Origin of the sequence: Mesorhizobium sp. M0410 (genome assembly GCF_040321435.1) — a bacterium.
Taxonomy (GTDB): Bacteria; Pseudomonadota; Alphaproteobacteria; order Rhizobiales; family Rhizobiaceae; genus Mesorhizobium.
Genome location: NZ_JAMYRN010000011.1, coordinates 33,438 through 50,319, shown reverse-complemented (window position 1 = coordinate 50,319; position 16,882 = coordinate 33,438). Strand labels below are relative to the sequence as shown.

The following is a 16,882-nucleotide window of genomic DNA, read 5'->3' as shown; positions in this document are numbered from 1 at the left end:
CTCCTCCTCAGCGTTTGCGCTTTCTCGATGATCCGCCCGAACTCAGAGCCTCAGGCGTATGAACTGGTAGGAATACGCCGGCAGCGACAGGTTTAGTTTGCCGCCGGCGACTTCGGCGCCCTCACCCTTCCTGGGGCTGACATTGCCAGGGTTTTCGGCCGAATTGACGGCTTTCAGATCGGCGTGTGCCATCACCTGGTGATCGACGATCTCCGCCGCCCCGAAGCCGGAGAGGTCGACCACTGTTTCGATTACCTCGCTCGAATGGCGGTTGACGGCGAAGAAGGTGACGTGGCCGGTTTGCCTGTCGTGCACGCCGGCAACATCGACATAGGCGACGTCGCCCGCAACGCTGGATCTGTAGGTCGGGCTTTCCACCTTGAGATCCAGCGCATTGCCGCGGCCATAGTTGGAAGCAAACAGATAGGGATAAAAAATCGTCTGCCGCCATGCCGGACCATTCGGAACGGTCATGATCGGCGCGATGACATTGACCAGTTGTGCCAGGCACGCGATCTTGACGACGTCGGAACGGCGGATGAAGGTGTTGAGGATCAGGCCGACCTGCAGCACATCCTCGAAATTATAGATGTCTTCGAGCAACGGCGGGGCGAACGGCCAACCGTCGCTGCCGCCGAGTATCTTCTTGTCCTGCTCCTTGGAATGGTACCAGACGTTCCATTCGTCAAACGAGATGTAAACCTGCTTGTTGGAGCGCTTCTTGGCCTTGATATAGTCGATGACGCCGGCGACCGAGACAATGTAGGCGTCGAGCTTTTCGCTCATGGCGAGATAGTTCGGAGCGTCGTTGGCTTCGTTGTCGAAATACATGTGCAGCGAGATGTAGTCGACCTCGTTGTAGGTATGGTCGAGAACCGTCGCTTCCCATTCAGGGTAGGTGGGCATCTTGGCGTTCGAAGAGCCGCAGACCACCAGTTCGAGTGACTTGGAGAAGGCGCGCATGGCCTTGGCCGTCTCATGCGCCAAGCGGCCATACTCGTCCGCGGTCTTGTGGCCGATCTGCCAGGGGCCATCCATTTCATTGCCGAGGCACCAGAGCTTGACGTCGAAGGGCTCCTTGCGGCCGTTGGCGATGCGCTTGTCGCTCCATTTGCTGCCGCCGGGATGGTTAGCGTACTCCAGCAGGTTGCGGGCTTCGTCGAGGCCGCGCGAGCCGAGATTGACGGCAAGCATCATCTCGGTGTTGGCGCAGGTGCACCAATCGGCAAATTCATGCAGGCCGACTTCGTTGCTTTCCGACGTATGCCAGGCGAGGTCGAGCCGCACCGGGCGCTCTTCCTTGGGGCCAATGCCGTCTTCCCAATTGTAGGCTGAGACGAAATTGCCGCCGGGATAGCGGACGATCGGAACATTGAGTTCCCTGACGAGATCGATGACGTCCTGACGCATGCCGTTGGCATCCGCTGTCGGATGGCCGGGCTCATAGATGCCGGTGTAAACTGCCCGCCCGAGATGCTCGATGAAGGATCCGTAGAGTCTCGGATCGATCTCCGAGACAACAAAATGCGGATGTGCCGTAACGGCTGCCTTCATGCATTCCTCCCATCGATATCACAAATGATGATTTAAATCACCTTGCCCGATATCAAAGAGGAACTGGCAACCCTTCGTCAAGTCAAAAATGCCCAAATGTAGGACAATTAGACCAACGCTTTGGCACAGCAGAAAGCCAAACAGTTGAAGTTGCTGCGTTATCTTCAGAACCCGATTTCATGATATCAACCAGTTTTGATCCTGAGCAGAATGTCCTGATCGTAGTTTCCAAAGCCCTTGCCGAAAATGTTGATCCCGCCGGGGCGCTCGGCGTCGTCCTTGACGCCGATACGGACGCGGATTGAATGATGGCTCTTCAGATCGAGAGCGGCGAGGCCGGTTTCGGAAATCCTGAGACCGTCGACATAGGTGCCGTCATTGGCAATTCGCCAGTTCTTCAGCTTGCCGTATTGCGAGCCCTTGAGCTTCCACCAGGAGGGCGTGAAGACGCCGCGCTTGTCGCCGAAATCCCCCGGCGACGTCCAGGTGCCGACATCGACACCATTGATCGTCAGCGTGATGTCCGAGGGCCAATCGGCGCTGGTGCCCGGCACTTCCGAAGACAGCTCTATCGCCACTTCGAGTCCGGTGATCTCGGCATTGGCGAGCTTGGCATTGTTGGGGAACTGGTATTCGACAAAACCGCGCGTGAACCACAGCAAACCGGCTTTCATGCGATCCGGATCAAGGAAAGTGTTCGGCACATCGAGCAAGCCGATGATGCCGTCCGGCGAACAAAGGCCGCAGGGCGCGGTAACCTCAAAGCCGGTGTAAAGCCCGATCGGCATCGACACTTCGATCGCATCGTTCTTGACCGCACGGTATTCGCTCTTGAACACGACAAGCACTTCTTCGGCCGTCGGATAACAGATTTTCTGACTGCCTTTCTTCGCTTTCAGGTTCTCGGTTCGGATCAGCCCCGCATCCTCCAGCACCTGGATGTTGGTTGAGACGGTCGACTGCGGCAGCGACAGCACGGCGGCGATTTCGTTGATATTCATCGGCCCCTTTTCATGCAGCAGTTTCAGCATCGAGATCCGCGCCGAGGAGGCAAGCCCTTTGAGCACGGCAATGCCTTCCTCAGGTTCAATCACCAGAAAATTGCGACTCATGAAATTGCCCGGCCCACGCGAAATCCATATTCGAAATTTACCCTGTATATCGAGATAGCTGATTTAATCAATGCGCAGGCGGAACGCCGGGCAATTTGTTGAATCCGGCAGGGCGAGGGTCAACCGGTGGCCCTGCACAGAGTTTGTGCTGGAGTCACATGCAGAGTGGACACCTGAACGCCGATCGCCCAATCTAGTCCCGAGCCGAGCCCCGGTGATGGCGGCTTGCACATAAATTGGTGTGGACGGGTCGTGACCAAAGGGTGGAAATTATACGATCAGCGACTGGCCTGGGTCCTCGTCGCGCCTGTGCTTATACTGCTTACCCTGCTTCTGCTGCTGCCGATCGCGATGATGACGGTCTACACGTTTTTCACCTTCGTCACCGCCGGAGTTGAGTCGGCGGTGCTGACCTTCGATAACTGGAAGGAATTCCTCACCGACAGCTACTATCACGGCTTTCTTTGGAAGACCGTTCGCGTCGGCGCCATCACCGCGGTGATCTGCGCGATCCTTGGCTATTTCCCCGCCTATTTCATCTGGGCCACGACCTTCAGGCACAAATGGCTGCTGTTGCTGCTGCTCATCGTGCCGTTCTGGATCAGCTTCACCATCCGGACGTTCTCGTGGATCCACATCCTCGGCGAACAGGGGCTGATCAACGTGGCGCTCATCAGGCTGGGCGTCATCAACGAGCCGTTGCCGATGCTCTACACCGAGGGCGCCGTCATCATGGGGCTGTTGCATTTTCTGCTGCCCTACATGATCCTGAACGTCTATGTCAGCCTGGAAAGCATCGACCGCACGCTGATCGCCGCCGCGCGCTCGATGGGCTGTACCAGCGCGCAGGCGTTCCGCGAAGTGACCTTGCCACTATCGATGCCGGGGCTGGGCGCTGGGCTGCTGCTCTGCTTCGTGCTGGCGGCCGGTTCCTATGTGACGCCGCAGTTGCTCGGCGGTAGCCGCGATGCGCTGTTCGGCAACCTGATTTACGATACCATTATGGGGCAGCTCAATTGGCCGATGGGGGCAACGCTTTCCATCGTCCTGTTCGTCCTGCTCGGCGCCGCCGCGGCCGCCTACAGCCGCTATATGGGCCTGTCGCAGATCATGAAGGGCCTCAGCGCATGAGAGCGGATCATCCCGATCGCGAAGGCAGATGGGCCTGGCGGCTGACCGGCGCGATCACGGTGTGCGTCTACATCTTCATGTTTGCGCCGATCCTCGCCACGGTCGTGCTTTCCTTCAACGCCTCGATGTTCGGCGGCTTTCCCCTCACCGGCTTCAGCCTGCGGTGGTATGAGAAGCTGCTCACCAACGAGCCGGTTCTCGACGCCTTCCGGACATCGATGTGGATTGCCCTGGTAACGGCAACGGTGACGACACTGCTCGGCATCATGGCGGCATTAGCGCTGGTGCGCTTCGAGTTTCGTGGCAAGCAGGTGATCAACACGCTTGTCATTCTTCCCGCGCTGGTCCCCGAAACGATACTCGGCGTCGGCCTGCTGGTCATGATCAAAGCCGTCGACCAGCCGCGCAGCATGACGCTGCTGGTGCTCGGCCACATTCTGCTCACGCTCCCCTACGTGGTGCTGATCGTCCAGGCGCGCATGGTCGGCATAAAGCGTTCCTATGAGGAGGCGGCGCTGTCGCTCGGGGCGCCGCGTGTGTCGACATTCCGCGAGATTACGCTGCCGCTGCTCATTCCCGCAGTGCTTGCCAGCGTCCTGCTCGCTTTCACCATTTCGTTCGACAACACTTCGGCCAGCCTGTTCTGGCGGCCGGCGGGCGTCGAGACCATGCCGACGCAAATCCTTTCGATGCTGAAGATCTCGATCAGCCCCGAGGTGAACGCGCTCGGAACCGTCATGATCCTTTTGACGGTCGGCATTCCCTTGGCTGGCGGGCTCATCCTGCAAAGCCTCACCTGGTTCAAGGCAGGCAAGTGAAAATGAAAATGGGAGAACGGAAATGAAAGTGACAACCACCAAACGACTGGAACGGCTGAATGAGCGCTATGCCGATGGCGACATCAGCCGGCGATCATTCCTGACGCTGACGGCCGCCGCTGCCGCCGCCACCGGGCTTTCCATGCCCTGGATGGGACGGGCGCTGGCCGCGGTTTCGGAAGTGCGCTTCGACGGATGGGGCGGCGTGGTGCAGGAAGCGATCGATAAGTACGCGTTCCAGCCTTACACCGCCAAGTCCAAGGTCAAGGTCGTCCAGGGCACCTTTGGCGACGAGAACGAGATCATCACCAAGATCAAGACGTCGAAGCCGGGCGACTTCCAGATCGTCCATTCTTCCGGCGTCAACTACTACATCAAATACGTCAATGGCGGTTTCAATTCGGAGATCAACGAGGCGAACATCCCGAACATGGCAAATGTGCTGACCGCCATGATCGAGCCGTTCCGCAAGATCACGCCAAAGCTGTCGGCTGTGCCCTATGATTACGGCACCACCGGCATCGCCTACAACAACAAGGTCATCTCGCCGGAGGAAGCCAAGGAAAAGGGCGCCAACCTGCTTACCGACAAGAAATATGCCGGCAAGATCGGCGGCTACGCCGATATGACGACGCGCGTCTGGTATGCGGCGCTGCAGACGAAACAGGACCCCAACAACATCCAGGACATGGATGCCATCTGGGCCAAGGTTCGCGAGACCCGCGACCTGGCCAAGAAGTTCTGGAGTTCCGGCGCGGAACTGATGGACCTCCTGTCGCGAAACGAGATCGTCGTCACCGACGCCTGGTCAGGACGTGTCGCCGCCCTGCAGCAGCAGGGCCAGCCAATCGGCTATCTCGACCCTGCCGGCTCATACGCGTGGATGGAGGACATGCTGGTGCTCAAGGGTTCGCCCATGGCCGAATGCGAGGAACTGATCAACTTCATGCTGGATCCGGCAACGTCGATCGCCGTCGCCGAGGGCCAGAACTATCCGCCATCGCTTGACCCGACCAAGGTGAAGCTGACCGACAAGATCGCGGCACTTCCGGCCTTCGATCCGACCGGATCGATGAAGTCGCTGACCTTCGCCGATCCGCTCTACTGGGCGAAGAACGAAGACGCCTGGACCAAGCAATGGGACAGGGTGTCGAAAGGTGCATGACGACAACAGCCACGACCAGCAGCCCCGGCCGGCTTCGGCCGGGGCCGCTGGCGACCCGCTCGCCCAAGGTGAGAGACAGCCGACAGGAAAGCCTGCGGTCGAGTTTCGCGACATCGATATTTTTTACGGCAAGTTCGCCGCTGTGCGCGATTTTTCACTGGCGATCCGCAAGGGTAGTTTCGTCACCTTGCTCGGGCCGTCCGGCTGCGGCAAGACGACGATCCTGCGATCGATCGCGGGCCTGGTCGACATCTCCAGCGGCCAGATCTCGATCGGCGGAAAACGGGTCGACGACATCCCGATCTACAAGCGCAACATTGGTCTGGTGTTCCAAAACTACGCGCTCTTTCCGCACAAGAACGTCTTCGACAACGTCGCATTCGGCCTGAAATATCGAAACGTGCCGAAACCGGAAATCGTGCGCCGGGTCAAGAAGGCGCTGGACATGGTGCGGCTGCCCGGCAGTGAGACAAAGCTGCCATCACAGCTCTCTGGCGGCCAGCAGCAACGCATCGCACTGGCCCGCGCCATCGTCTTCGAGCCGGAAGTGCTGCTGCTGGACGAGCCTCTGTCGGCACTCGACGCCAACATGCGCGAGGACATGCGCGTCGAGATCAAGAAAATCCAGAGGGAGACGGGCATCACCGCTATCTTCGTGACGCACGACCAGGAAGAAGCTTTGTCGATGTCCGACCACATCGTCGTCATGAATGCCGGCCTGATCGAGCAGATCGGCTCCCCCGCGCAGGTCTATGACCAGCCGGCCACCGCATTCGTCGCCAATTTCCTTGGCAAGGCCAACATGCTGCCCGGCAGCGTGACTGTGATGGACGGCAAGATGGCGACGATCGCGCTGGCCAGCGGCCATGTCGTAAAGGCGGCCGCGCCGAAGGCGCTCGCGACCGGCAGCGCGGTCACCGTCGTCGTTCGCCCGCAGAAGCTTACCGTCGGTACCGTCGGTGCTGCCAACAGGCTGGCGGGACGGATAGTCTCGACCTCCTATCTGGGCGGCAATGCGGTCTACGAGATCGACATCGGCGCCGGCACGCTGGTGCGCGCCAACACGCTGATCGACGGCCAGCCGCTGCGTGAAGGCGAAATGGTCGATGTCTGCTTCGATCCTCTGGGCTGCGTGCTTCTCGACGCGCAAGGCTTACGCATCGCGTAGCGAGGCGGAACTGAGCCGTTCAGTCTTTCCCGTTACCCTTTGGCCCGAGAAACCGCGCATAGACCTCACCGACAATACCGCGCCGGAAAACCAGCACGCAGACCATGAAGGTCAGGCCGGTGGCGATGGTCACCGGAAAACTCGAGGTGGCGAGCGTGTTTTCCAGGCCGACGACCAGACTGGCCCCGATGATCGGCCCGACCATGGTGCCGATGCCGCCGAGGAGCGTCATCAGGATCACCTCGCCCGACATCTGCCAGGTGACGTCGGTGAGCGTGGCAAACTGAAAAACGATCGCCTTGAGCGCGCCGGCCAGCCCGGCCAATGTCGCCGACATGACGAAAGCCGCCAGCTTGTAGTTAGCGACGGAATAGCCCAGCGAAATGGCCCGGCTCTCGTTTTCCCGGATGGAACGCAGGATCATGCCGAAAGGCGAGTTGATGATGCGCCAGATGGCGAACACGCCGATGAGGAAGACTGCCAGCACGAAATAATAGATGTTGATCGAGACGTTCAGGTCGAGCATTCCAAGCAGCCTACCACGCGGCACGCCCTGGATGCCGTCCTCACCTCCGGTGAACGGTGCCTGCACGCAGAAGAAGAAGAACATCTGCGACAGCGCCAGCGTGATCATGGCGAAATAGATGCCTTGCCGGCGGATGGCAAAGAAGCCCATCACAAGGCCGAGCAGCGCGGCACCCAGGACGCCGAGCAGGATGCCGGCTTCCGGCGGCCAGCCCAAGACCTTGACCGCGTATGCGGTGAAATAGGCCGCCCCGCCGAAGAACGTCGCATGGCCGAAGGACAACAGGCCGGTGTAGCCGAGCAGAAGGTTGAACGCGCAGGCAAACAGCGCAAAGCACAGCATCTTCATCAGGAAGATCGGATAGACGAAGAAAGGCGCCACCAGCAGCGCCAGGATGCCGAGCCCGACCAGCGCCCATTCAAGCCGTGCGGAATTCTTGGCACGCGTCTCGCGAAGGGTCAGTTCGGCCATCTCAGGCATCCCTTCCGAACAGGCCGGCTGGCCGGACCAGAAGCACGATCGCCATGATGACGAAGACCACCAGATTGGAGGCTTCGGGATAGAAAACCTTGGTCAAGCCTTCGGCGAGGCCAAGCATGTAACCGGTGACGATCGCCCCAAGGATCGATCCCATGCCGCCGACCACGACAACGGCGAAAACGACGATGATGAGGTCAGATCCCATCAGCGGGCTCACCTGATAGATCGGCGCGGCGAGAACCCCCGCAAGCCCGGCAAGAGCGGCGCCGAGGCCGTAGGTAAGGGTCAGCAGCAACGGCACGTTGACGCCGAAAGCCTGCACCAGGCCGGGGTTCTCCGTTGCCGCGCGCAGATAGGAGCCCAGCCTGGTCTTCTCGATCAGCGCCCAAGTGCCGAAACAGACGATCATCGAGGCTACCACCACCCAGCCGCGATAATTGGGCAGGAACATGAAGCCGAGATTGGTGCCGCCGGAGAGCAGCGGCGGCACGGAATAAGGACTTCCCGATACGCCATAGTAGTAACGGAATACCCCTTCGAGCACGAGCGCGAGGCCAAAGGTGAAAAGCAGCCCGTAGAGCGGGTCGATGTCGTAAAGCCTCGACAGCGCCAGGCGCTCGACCACGACGCCGAAGCCGCCGACGATCAGCGGCGACAGGATCAGAGCCGGCCAGTAGCCGATGCCGGACCGGGTGAGAAGCAGATAGCCGATGAAGGCGCCGAGCATATAGAGCGCGCCGTGAGCGAAATTGATGACGCGCAACAGGCCGAATATGACGGCAAGGCCCAGGCTCAACATTGCGTAGAACGAGCCGTTGATGAGGCCGACCAGCAATTGGCCGAGGAATGCCTGAACGGGTATTCCGAAGATCATCGTCATGGCGCCATCATACACCCAGCACTTCATGCAGCAGCGTCATGCGATCCGGCAGTTCGCCGACCGGAAAGGCCGCCACGACCTTGCCGTGCTCCATCAGGTAGAAACGGTCGGTGACGCGGCTGGCAAAGCGGAAATTCTGCTCGACCAGCAGCATCGTCATACCGCGCTTTTTCATCGTCGCCAGCAGATCGCCGATGCGCTGCACGATGACCGGAGCCAGGCCCTCGGTCGGCTCATCGAGAAGCAGCATTTTCACGCCGGTTCTGAGCATGCGCGCAATCGCCAGCATCTGCTGCTCGCCGCCCGAGAGCCTGGTGCCGGGGCTGTTACGGCGCTCCTTCAGATTGGGGAAAAGATCGAATATTTCCTCCACGCTCATGCCGCCTTCGGCGACGATCGGGGGCAGCACTAGATTCTCGTCCACGGTCAGCGTCGCGAAGATGCCGCGTTCCTCCGGCACCAGGCCGATGCCTTGCTGCGCAGTCCGGTGCAATGGCAGGCGCATCAGATCCTTGCCGTCGAAAAAAATCTGGCCGGTCCGCTGGCGGATTAGCCCGATGATGGCGCGCAATGTCGTGGTCTTGCCGACGCCGTTGCGGCCCAGCAACGTCACAGTTTCACCTGGAAAGACCTCCAGATCGACGCCGTGCAGCGCATGGCTCTCGCCATACCAGGCGTTGAGGTCGCGGACTGCAAGAAGCGGCGCGGCGTCAGTCATCGGCGGTGCCCATATAGGCGACCCTCACCCGCTCGTCGCGGCTGACCGTGGGGTAGTCGCCGGCGGCAAGGATTTCGCCGCGCTGCATGACGGTTACCCAGTCGCAAAGATCGGCCACCACCGTCAGATTGTGCTCGACCATTAGCACGGCGCGATCCCTGGCAACCGAGCGGATGATGTCGGAAACCGTGCGCACGTCCTCATGCCCCATGCCGGCCATCGGCTCGTCGAGCAGCAGCACTTTCGGCTCGAGCGCCAGCGTCGTGGCGATCTCGAGCACACGTTTCCTGCCATAGGAGAGATCGGCGGCGGGCCTGTTCTTGGCATCGTCGAGGCCGACAGACCGCAAAAGCTCCTCGGCGCGCGGCGTCAATCTATCGAGCGCCGACAGCGAGCGCCAGAACTGAACGCTGAGCCTGCCCGGTCGCTGCAATGCAACGCGCACATTGTCGAGCACGCTGAGATGCGGAAACACTGCCGATATCTGGAACGAGCGCACCAGGCCCATCCGCGCGACCTTGGCCGGCGAGGTGCGGGTGATGTCGTGGCCGAGCAGTTCGATCCTGCCGCTGGTCGGCGGCAGGAACTTGGTGAGCAGGTTGAACACGGTGGTCTTGCCGGCGCCGTTGGGTCCGATCAGCGCGTGAATATTGCCGTGGTAGAGGTCGAGATCGACATTCCTGACCGCAACAAAGCCGGCGAAGTCACGCCGCAAACCGCGGGCGGAAAGCACTACCCGCGGCCGATCCGGTTCAGGCGGCGCCATCGGTCCGCCAATCACTCGCCGGCCGTGGGACAGCCGCTCTCTTTGGCGCTAAGGAACGCCTCGTTACCGGGGATCGTGGCAAGGGGTTTGTAATAGTCCCACTCCTTGGTGCTCTCACTCGGCGACTTGACCTGATAAAGATACATGTCGTGAACCATGTTGCCGTCGGGCTGCACTTTGCCGTTCGCCGTAAAGACGTCGTTCACCGGCATCGAATGCAATTCCTTGGCGACCGCCTCGGTTCCATCGGTGCCGGCTTTGTCGATCGCCTTCAAATACTGTGTCACCGCTGAATAGGTGGCGGCCTGGATCATATTCGGCATGCGGTTGGTGCGCTTGAAGAACCGCTGGGCGAACTCGCGGCTCTTGTCGTCGCGATCCCAGTAGAAGCCTTCGGTCAGCACCACGCCTTGCGCCGCCTCGAGACCGAGCCCATGCACCTCGGCCAGCGTGAACAGAAGTGCTGCAAGCCGCTGACCGCCCTGCACGATACCGAATTCGGCCGCCTGCTTGATCGAATTGGAGGTGTCGAGGCCGGCATTCGCCAGGCCGATGACCTTGGCGCCCGACGATTGCGCCTGCAGCAGGAAGGATGAATAGTCGGTCGAGCCGAGCGGGTAACGCACCTCGCCAACCACCTTCCCGCCATGGCTCTCGACGAACTTTGCGGTCTGCTCCTTGAGCGAATATCCGAATGCATAATCGACGGTGACGAAGAACCAGCTGTCGCCGCCTTGCTGGACGAGAGCGCCACCGGTCCCCACTGCCTGCGAATGCGTGTCGTAGGCCCAGTGGAAGCCATAGGGCGAGCACTGTTTACCAGTTAGCTCGGTGGTCGCGGCGCCGGTGACGATATCAATTTTCTTCTTTTCCTTGGAAATCCCCTGGACGGCGAGCGCCACCGAGGAGGTGGTGAGTTCCATGATGGAATCGACCTGTTCGGTGTCATACCACTGCCGCGCAATGTTGGAGGCGATGTCCGGCTTGTTCTGGTGGTCGGCGCTGACGATCTCGACCGGCGCACCTTGCACCTTGCCGCCGAAATCCTCGACCGCCATCTTGGCGGCCTCGACCGACCACTTGCCGCCGAAATCGGCATAGACGCCCGACTGGTCGTTGAGAATGCCGATCTTGACCTTGCCGTCGGAAATCTCGGCGGCTGCGGCAGGCATTGCAGTCGCTGCAAGAAGCGCGGCCGAGACCAGGTACGATATCTTCATTGGTGACTTCCTCCCTTATGGTCGACAACCGAGCAACATGTCGGCGGCTGCCTGCTGCGACACGAAGAGTGGCCTCCCACATTCCATCCTCTCCGGCGCAAAATCACGCAGCGCTGTACGGCCGCCGTCCTCAAATCGTAGCATCGCTCGGCAACGCGAGAACAGTTACTTTAGTATTAGGCATCCGCGATGCCCGGCCGCCGAAGCGCAACATAGCGCCGGATCGTGCGGCGTCCAGATCGGCCTCTATTCTCGCCGAAGCAACGATTACGGCTGACGGTCCGGATATCGTTGAACGAGAATTCCCCTCGTCAGCCGTCGGCTGGATGATGGCAGGCGACCAGGCGGCCCTCGCCGATGCTTTGGAGAAGCGGGCGCTCGCTGCGGCAGATCGGGGTGGCAGCTGGGCAACGGGTGTGGAACCGGCACCCCGAGGGTGGGTTCATCGGGCTGGGCAGGTCACCCTTGAGCACCAGCCGGCCGCGCCGCGCCCGGTCGATGCCGGGTATCGGCACGGCGGAACGCAGCGCCGCGGTGTAATGGTCGCCCGGACATTTGCGGCAATCGAGGAAAATCCGACCGTCTATCACACCATGAATGGTCCCAATGAGTTCCACGTCATCGGCACGATGCGGGACTGGACCATCGTCGACCGCCTGCATCGGATCGAGACGCCGACCCTGGTCTTCCGCGGCTTCTACGACGAAGCGACCGAGGCCTGCGTCCAGCCCTTTCTGGATCTTATTCCCTACGTCGAAGGCCTGGTCTTCTCGAATTCCAGCCACATGCCGCAGGTCGAGGAAAAGCACGAGTGCCTCACCGCCGTCGGGCGCTTCCTGGCCAAACACGATTGACGTTCCAGCATCCGGCCTTCTGCTCCAACGGATCGTCGACACGGCGCAGTGGTCATGAAGGCCGGCATGGCCCGAATCAGCCTGCCTTCACCTGTACTGGCTTCCCGTCGCTGAAAAATCTGACGGACGCGGAGTGAGAGGGACCCCCGGCGCCGGTGGGTATGGAAACTATCGCCTCCAAGTTTCGCTAAACACGTTGCAACCGAATTGATTAGCCGTCGTTAAAGTGCGGGTGATCTAGCGGGGCATGGGGAGGCTTTCATGCAGACGTATCTCGTCGAGCGTATGGACGGCGACGATGTTATATCGGTGCGCGTTGTCAATGCGCCGAGTCCGTTCAGAGCCGCAGCTATGATGACGGGCGGGCGTATTACCTTCCGAACGTGGGAAAAGGATTGGATTCGCGTGACCGACGAAAATCGGGGACAGATCTATGCATATTGTTTCGTCCCCGGCAGCTATTCCGACACCGAAGCATCCCCTGTATCGCCCGGGAGAAACACAGAATAGGCAATATGCCTGCGTAGCGGCAATTCCGTCTTCGGCCCACCTTGGTCTTCGATCCCGCCTTGGCATGTGTCCAACAGGCGTTGCCAACTTGGCACAAACGCCAGTGCTTGCCGTGTCATGCGCACCACGGCAGCCAGCGAGCTCGGCATGATTGGCTCGGCCGCGGCTTGCGAAACAGGCGAAGGGCATCATCAGAATGATCGATGAAAAGATCGGGGCGGGGGGCGATAAGTGACCCTAATCTTAACGTAGGCAACTCATGTCTTCGGCATATTTGGGATCAGAAGTCGCGGATCAGGATCTAGCGGTGGATTGTCAGACAACGACCTCCGATAATTGGTCAAGTGTCCCACAATACGCACTGGATCAGGGTGGTCCCGTACTGCGCCCATTTCAAAGATTGGGCGCCGATTTTGCCAACATTGCGGCCTTCGAGCACCTGAGAAATATCGTCCGCCAGTACCCCGACAAGCTTGCGATCAGCGACGGCGCCAATCGTCTGACCTATTCCCAGCTTCTCCGGTCAGTCGAGACGCTGTCCTACCAGATCGCGGCGGCCGTCCCAGATGGACAGGCGATAGGGATTCTTCAGGCCAACTCAGCCTGGTATCCCATCGCCATGCTGGCAAGCATGGCGGCTGGGCGCCCTTCGGTGCCGCTGAACGCACGAGATCCTGGCTCGCGGATTCTTGAAATCGTGGCCGGGGCGCGACTCTCAGCTATTCTGGGCGAGGGCAATGTCCGACCCGACGGTTTGCCTCACCGGGTCAGTTGGATCGATGTGTCGACCAGTGCGGCCTCGCAGGGTGGGCAAGTGCCTCAGTCTTATTCCGCCTCGGTCGATGCGCCCGCCATCGTGCTTTATACGTCAGGAAGCACGGGCCGGCCCAAAGGCATCGTTAACAGCCAGCGCAGCTTGCTGTGCCGGGTCCAGCAATATGTCGATGCATGCCACATCAACTCGGATGATGTTTTCCTGCCATTGACCGGACCCGCCACAATCGCCGGGTGCCGGGAGATTCTTGCAGCTCTTCTCACCGGCGCCACCTTGCATCTGGTCGAAGTCGAAGCGGTCGGCTTGCGCGCCGTGCAACGTCTGGTGCGATCCGCGGGCGTGACAATCACCTATCTGGTGCCGGCACTGCTTCGCGCGCTCATGGCAGACGGACCTGCGGAAGCGTTTCATTCACTCAGAGTCGCTCGGATCGGTGGCGAGAAGGTGCCGTGGAGCGACATCGCCCTGCTGCGCAAGGCCGTCTCCGATACGTGCCTCATCCAGATCGGTTACTCGTCGACCGAGACCACGGGCTCGCAATGGTTCCTGCCGCGAGACTGGCCGGAGCATGGAGATTCGGTTCCAGTTGGCTGGCTACTGCCTGGCATCACCTTTGCAATTGTCGACAAAGCGGGCCGCCGCGTTCAACCGGGCCACCGCGGAGAGCTTCTGATCAGGAGCCCCTATGTCTTGCTTGGCCATTGGGAGGACGGGGCGGTTGTGCAGGCAACATCAGACCCGGACGATCCAAGCCTTCGGATTTTTGCGACGGGTGACCTCGTTCGACTTGATGACCAAGGCCTACTGCACATCGTCGGTCGCAAGGGGCGCCAGGTAAAGATCAATGGTCGACGCGTCGAGCCAGCCGAACTCGAACGGGTGCTGCGTTGCGCACCCTCTGTTGCGGATGCTGTGGCAATCGTGGCTGCGGCGAATGAGCTTGTCGCCTTTGTTGTTCCTCGGCGCTCGGCCGAAGCGGCCTTTTCAGACGAGCTTCGCCAGCTTGTCAGGTCCAATCTGCCGCCACCGCTGCGTCCCCTGCGGTTGCACACGATCGCCGAGATGCCGCGTCTGCCGAGCGGCAAAGTCGACATCACGACACTTGCAGACATGGATCTTTCAGCCAGAGAGACGGCAGCGATCGAGCGTCCGCTCGAGCCGCGAGGCAAGCTGACGGCGCAGCAGGTCGTCCAGCGGGCATGGACCAGCATTCTTAATACGCGGGTGGCGGCAGGACGCTGGGATGACGCCGGAGGAGATTCACTGAAGCTGCTGCACTGCGTCATGGAAATCGAAAGCGCTATCGGGCAGGAACTCGGTCTTGAGGCCTTCACCGTCGGAATGAGCCTGGACGAAATGGTCAAGGCGGTCGTGTCTGCACAGGCAGGCGACCAAAGCGCGCGCGCCGAGAAGCACGACCCTCCCATTCTTTTTCTGTTCCCGGGGTCGGTCGGCTATGGCCCGAGCCTTGCTGCCTTTGCAGCAGCGATGGGCAAGGTCACCCGCGTTGCCCCGATCAGGTATCCGGCCCTGGCTCTGATACTGCGCGGGCAAAACAGCCTCGCCGACATGGCCGATGCCGCCGTCGAGCAGATCCGCCGCACTCAACCTTCGGGTAACATACGACTTCTTGGCCATTCGCTCGGCGGGGCTGTTGCTTTCGAAGTTGCGGCGCGGCTGCTGGCCGCGGGGCGAACTGTAAAGTTCCTCGGCATCCTCGACACCAGCCTCGTCGGCGAGCGAAGCGCCTACTTGGAGACGTTTACGCGCACATTCAATCGAATCCGGACCAACCGCGTATCCGCTTCCCGGATGGCTTGCCGCGCCCTCGCGAAAGTCGCCGTGAAAATGCGGCGAGAGGCGCAACTGGTCCGGTTTCTCGATCGCTACGCTCAGGGACAATTCAATGCGACGAGCTTTAGAACCAAACTGGAACTGCAGGAGGTTTTGCGGGCACGGGCCTTCTTCCAATGGCTGACAGAGCCGAAGCCGGCGCTGCCGATCACCGGCACCCTGTTTCGCTGTGCTCGACCCGGAATGACTCTGGCCATCGGCTGGGATCGCGTTTTCGCCCATCTGGACGTGATTCCGATCGTCGGCACCCATATCGACCTGGTCATAGAGCCTCACCTCGCCACCAACCGTCCCCTTATCGAGAAAGCGGTGGCGCAAACCTATTCGCCAACCGAGTCTCGCAAACTGGAGTACAAGCCATCGACCTGATCTCAACATTCGGCAAAGACGCCCTGGTGCTCGACGCTGGCGCGGAAGTCGATCGCATCGTCCAGATCTTGCGCCAGCAGGTCTTTGGCACGCTGCGACGTCGAGGGGTGGTTGTCGGCCTCTCAGGCGGCATCGACAGCTCAGTCGTCGCGGCGTTATGTGTTCGCGCCTTTGGAAAAGACAAGGTCCTCGGGATATTCATGCCGGAGCGCCATTCCTCCGGCGACTCGCTAAGGCTCGGCCGCACCGTCGCCGCGCAGCTTGGTATCGATACGGTCCTGGAGGATATAACGCCGGCCCTCGAAGCGATCGGCGCCTACAGACGGCAGACCGAAGCAATCAAGACTGTCGTTCCCGAATATGGGGACGGCTGGAAATGCAAGCTGGTGCTCGCCTCGGTTCTCGAGAGCAACGGTCTCAACATCACGCGCCTCACAGTTCAGGATCCCGAGGGCAGGACCGACACGGTGCGTCTGCCGCCGGCAGCCTATCTGCAGATCGTCGCGGCAACCAATTACAAGCAGCGCCTGCGCAAGATGACCGAATACTACCATGCCGACCGCCTCAACTACGCGGTAGCGGGCACGCCGAACCGCCTGGAGTACGACCAGGGCTTCTTCGTCAAGCAAGGCGACGGAATTGCCGACCTGATGCCAATCGTCCACCTCTACAAGACCCAGGTCTATCAATTGGCCGAATATCTTGGGGTGGAGGAAGAGGTCCGGCGAAGACCGCCCACCACGGACACCTTTTCGATGCCGCAGAGTCAGGAGGAGTTCTACTTCGCGCTGCCTTATTATTTGATGGATCTGTGCCTCTACGGCTTGAACCACGGGATAGCCAGCGAAGAGGTCGCTGAGGCAACCGGCCTCACCGAGGCGCAGGTCCAGAAGGTTTTCAAGGATATCGATAGCAAGCGGCGCGCCGCACGTTATCTTCACGCGCGGCCGTTGGTGTCCTCTTCAATGGGCGAGGGCTAGGC

General features: G+C 60.6%; 15 protein-coding genes and 1 pseudogene. 8 read left to right on the top strand and 8 right to left on the bottom strand.

Annotated features, from left to right (window positions below):
* Nucleotides 1–42: 42 nt before the first annotated feature.
* Entirely contained in the window at nucleotides 43–1,554 is a 1,512-nt protein-coding gene (arfA, locus tag NKI63_RS17985) for an arabinosylfuranosidase ArfA (protein WP_352507217.1), read from the bottom strand.
* Between the two features lie 185 nt (nucleotides 1,555–1,739).
* A complete protein-coding gene (locus tag NKI63_RS17980; protein WP_352507219.1) occupies nucleotides 1,740–2,666 on the bottom strand; it encodes an ArsR/SmtB family transcription factor in 927 nt (308 codons plus the stop codon).
* A gap of 252 nt (nucleotides 2,667–2,918) precedes the next feature.
* Here NKI63_RS17980 and NKI63_RS17975 point away from each other — a divergent pair, with 252 nt between their 5' ends.
* The 4 genes from NKI63_RS17975 to NKI63_RS17960 are packed head-to-tail and all read left to right on the top strand — an operon-like array spanning nucleotide 2,919 to nucleotide 6,948.
* Nucleotides 2,919–3,797, top strand: coding sequence for an ABC transporter permease (locus tag NKI63_RS17975; RefSeq protein WP_254819522.1), 879 nt, complete (start codon nucleotides 2,919–2,921; stop codon nucleotides 3,795–3,797).
* Nucleotides 3,794–4,615 carry an ABC transporter permease gene (locus tag NKI63_RS17970; protein WP_352507220.1) on the top strand — a complete coding sequence of 274 codons (822 nt, stop codon included), beginning with the start codon at nucleotides 3,794–3,796 and terminating at the stop codon, nucleotides 4,613–4,615. The genes NKI63_RS17975 and NKI63_RS17970 overlap by 4 nt, the downstream gene beginning before the upstream one ends.
* Nucleotides 4,616–4,637: 22 nt before the next feature.
* Entirely contained in the window at nucleotides 4,638–5,780 is a 1,143-nt protein-coding gene (locus tag NKI63_RS17965) for an extracellular solute-binding protein (protein ID WP_254819524.1), read from the top strand.
* Complete coding sequence (locus tag NKI63_RS17960) at nucleotides 5,773–6,948, top strand: ABC transporter ATP-binding protein (RefSeq protein WP_352507221.1); 1,176 nt, start codon at nucleotides 5,773–5,775, stop codon at nucleotides 6,946–6,948. Before NKI63_RS17965 ends, NKI63_RS17960 begins: the two co-directional genes overlap by 8 nt.
* Nucleotides 6,949–6,967: 19 nt before the next feature.
* Here NKI63_RS17960 and NKI63_RS17955 read toward each other — a convergent pair whose 3' ends face one another.
* From NKI63_RS17955 to NKI63_RS30750, 6 genes are all read right to left on the bottom strand, one after another.
* On the bottom strand, nucleotides 6,968–7,945 hold the full coding sequence (locus NKI63_RS17955; RefSeq protein WP_352507222.1) for a branched-chain amino acid ABC transporter permease: 978 nt from the start codon (nucleotides 7,943–7,945) through the stop codon (nucleotides 6,968–6,970).
* Between the two features lies 1 nt (nucleotide 7,946).
* On the bottom strand, nucleotides 7,947–8,834 hold the full coding sequence (locus tag NKI63_RS17950) for a branched-chain amino acid ABC transporter permease (RefSeq protein WP_352822607.1): 888 nt from the start codon (nucleotides 8,832–8,834) through the stop codon (nucleotides 7,947–7,949).
* A gap of 7 nt (nucleotides 8,835–8,841) precedes the next feature.
* Nucleotides 8,842–9,552 (bottom strand): ABC transporter ATP-binding protein, encoded by a 711-nt coding sequence (locus NKI63_RS17945; RefSeq protein ID WP_352822604.1) that lies wholly within the window; start codon nucleotides 9,550–9,552, stop codon nucleotides 8,842–8,844.
* Nucleotides 9,545–10,318, bottom strand: a complete 774-nt coding sequence (locus tag NKI63_RS17940) for an ABC transporter ATP-binding protein (RefSeq protein WP_352822601.1) — start codon at nucleotides 10,316–10,318, stop codon at nucleotides 9,545–9,547. Before NKI63_RS17940 ends, NKI63_RS17945 begins: the two co-directional genes overlap by 8 nt.
* An 11-nt stretch (nucleotides 10,319–10,329) precedes the next feature.
* Nucleotides 10,330–11,538: an ABC transporter substrate-binding protein gene (locus NKI63_RS17935; RefSeq protein WP_352737317.1), complete on the bottom strand. Its 1,209-nt coding sequence runs from the start codon at nucleotides 11,536–11,538 to the stop codon at nucleotides 10,330–10,332.
* A 311-nt stretch (nucleotides 11,539–11,849) separates the two neighbouring features.
* A complete protein-coding gene (locus tag NKI63_RS30750) occupies nucleotides 11,850–12,200 on the bottom strand; it encodes an oligopeptide/dipeptide ABC transporter ATP-binding protein (protein WP_352879867.1) in 351 nt (116 codons plus the stop codon).
* On the opposite strand from NKI63_RS30750, the pseudogene NKI63_RS17925 reads away from it, so the two are divergent.
* From NKI63_RS17925 to nadE, 4 genes and pseudogenes are all read left to right on the top strand, one after another.
* Nucleotides 12,081–12,392, top strand: a pseudogene (locus NKI63_RS17925) (proline iminopeptidase-family hydrolase); the annotation flags it as partial. The gene NKI63_RS30750 and the pseudogene NKI63_RS17925 sit on opposite strands and share 120 nt — an antisense overlap.
* Nucleotides 12,393–12,653: 261 nt before the next feature.
* The gene (locus NKI63_RS17920) at nucleotides 12,654–12,902 is read left to right on the top strand and encodes a hypothetical protein (protein ID WP_352803004.1); all 249 of its coding nucleotides are present in this window, start codon (nucleotides 12,654–12,656) and stop codon (nucleotides 12,900–12,902) included.
* 259 nt (nucleotides 12,903–13,161) lie between these two features.
* Entirely contained in the window at nucleotides 13,162–15,900 is a 2,739-nt protein-coding gene (locus NKI63_RS17915; RefSeq protein ID WP_502900482.1) for an AMP-binding protein, read from the top strand.
* Nucleotides 15,897–16,880: an NAD(+) synthase gene (nadE, locus tag NKI63_RS17910; RefSeq protein WP_352737391.1), complete on the top strand. Its 984-nt coding sequence runs from the start codon at nucleotides 15,897–15,899 to the stop codon at nucleotides 16,878–16,880. Before NKI63_RS17915 ends, nadE begins: the two co-directional genes overlap by 4 nt.
* The last annotated feature ends 2 nt before the right edge of the window (nucleotides 16,881–16,882 follow it).

Coding starts and splice junctions, on each gene's coding strand:
- arfA (WP_352507217.1), bottom strand. CDS start 1,554: ATGAAGGCAGCCGTTACGGCACATCCGCATTTTGTTGTCTCGGAGATC.
- NKI63_RS17980 (WP_352507219.1), bottom strand. CDS start 2,666: ATGAGTCGCAATTTTCTGGTGATTGAACCTGAGGAAGGCATTGCCGTG.
- NKI63_RS17970 (WP_352507220.1), top strand. CDS start 3,794: ATGAGAGCGGATCATCCCGATCGCGAAGGCAGATGGGCCTGGCGGCTG.
- NKI63_RS17965 (WP_254819524.1), top strand. CDS start 4,638: ATGAAAGTGACAACCACCAAACGACTGGAACGGCTGAATGAGCGCTAT.
- NKI63_RS17955 (WP_352507222.1), bottom strand. CDS start 7,945: ATGGCCGAACTGACCCTTCGCGAGACGCGTGCCAAGAATTCCGCACGG.
- NKI63_RS17950 (WP_352822607.1), bottom strand. CDS start 8,834: ATGACGATGATCTTCGGAATACCCGTTCAGGCATTCCTCGGCCAATTG.
- NKI63_RS17945 (WP_352822604.1), bottom strand. CDS start 9,552: ATGACTGACGCCGCGCCGCTTCTTGCAGTCCGCGACCTCAACGCCTGG.
- NKI63_RS17940 (WP_352822601.1), bottom strand. CDS start 10,318: ATGGCGCCGCCTGAACCGGATCGGCCGCGGGTAGTGCTTTCCGCCCGC.
- NKI63_RS17935 (WP_352737317.1), bottom strand. CDS start 11,538: ATGAAGATATCGTACCTGGTCTCGGCCGCGCTTCTTGCAGCGACTGCA.
- NKI63_RS30750 (WP_352879867.1), bottom strand. CDS start 12,200: ATGCAGGCGGTCGACGATGGTCCAGTCCCGCATCGTGCCGATGACGTG.
- NKI63_RS17920 (WP_352803004.1), top strand. CDS start 12,654: ATGCAGACGTATCTCGTCGAGCGTATGGACGGCGACGATGTTATATCG.
- NKI63_RS17915 (WP_502900482.1), top strand. CDS start 13,162: ATGTCTTCGGCATATTTGGGATCAGAAGTCGCGGATCAGGATCTAGCG.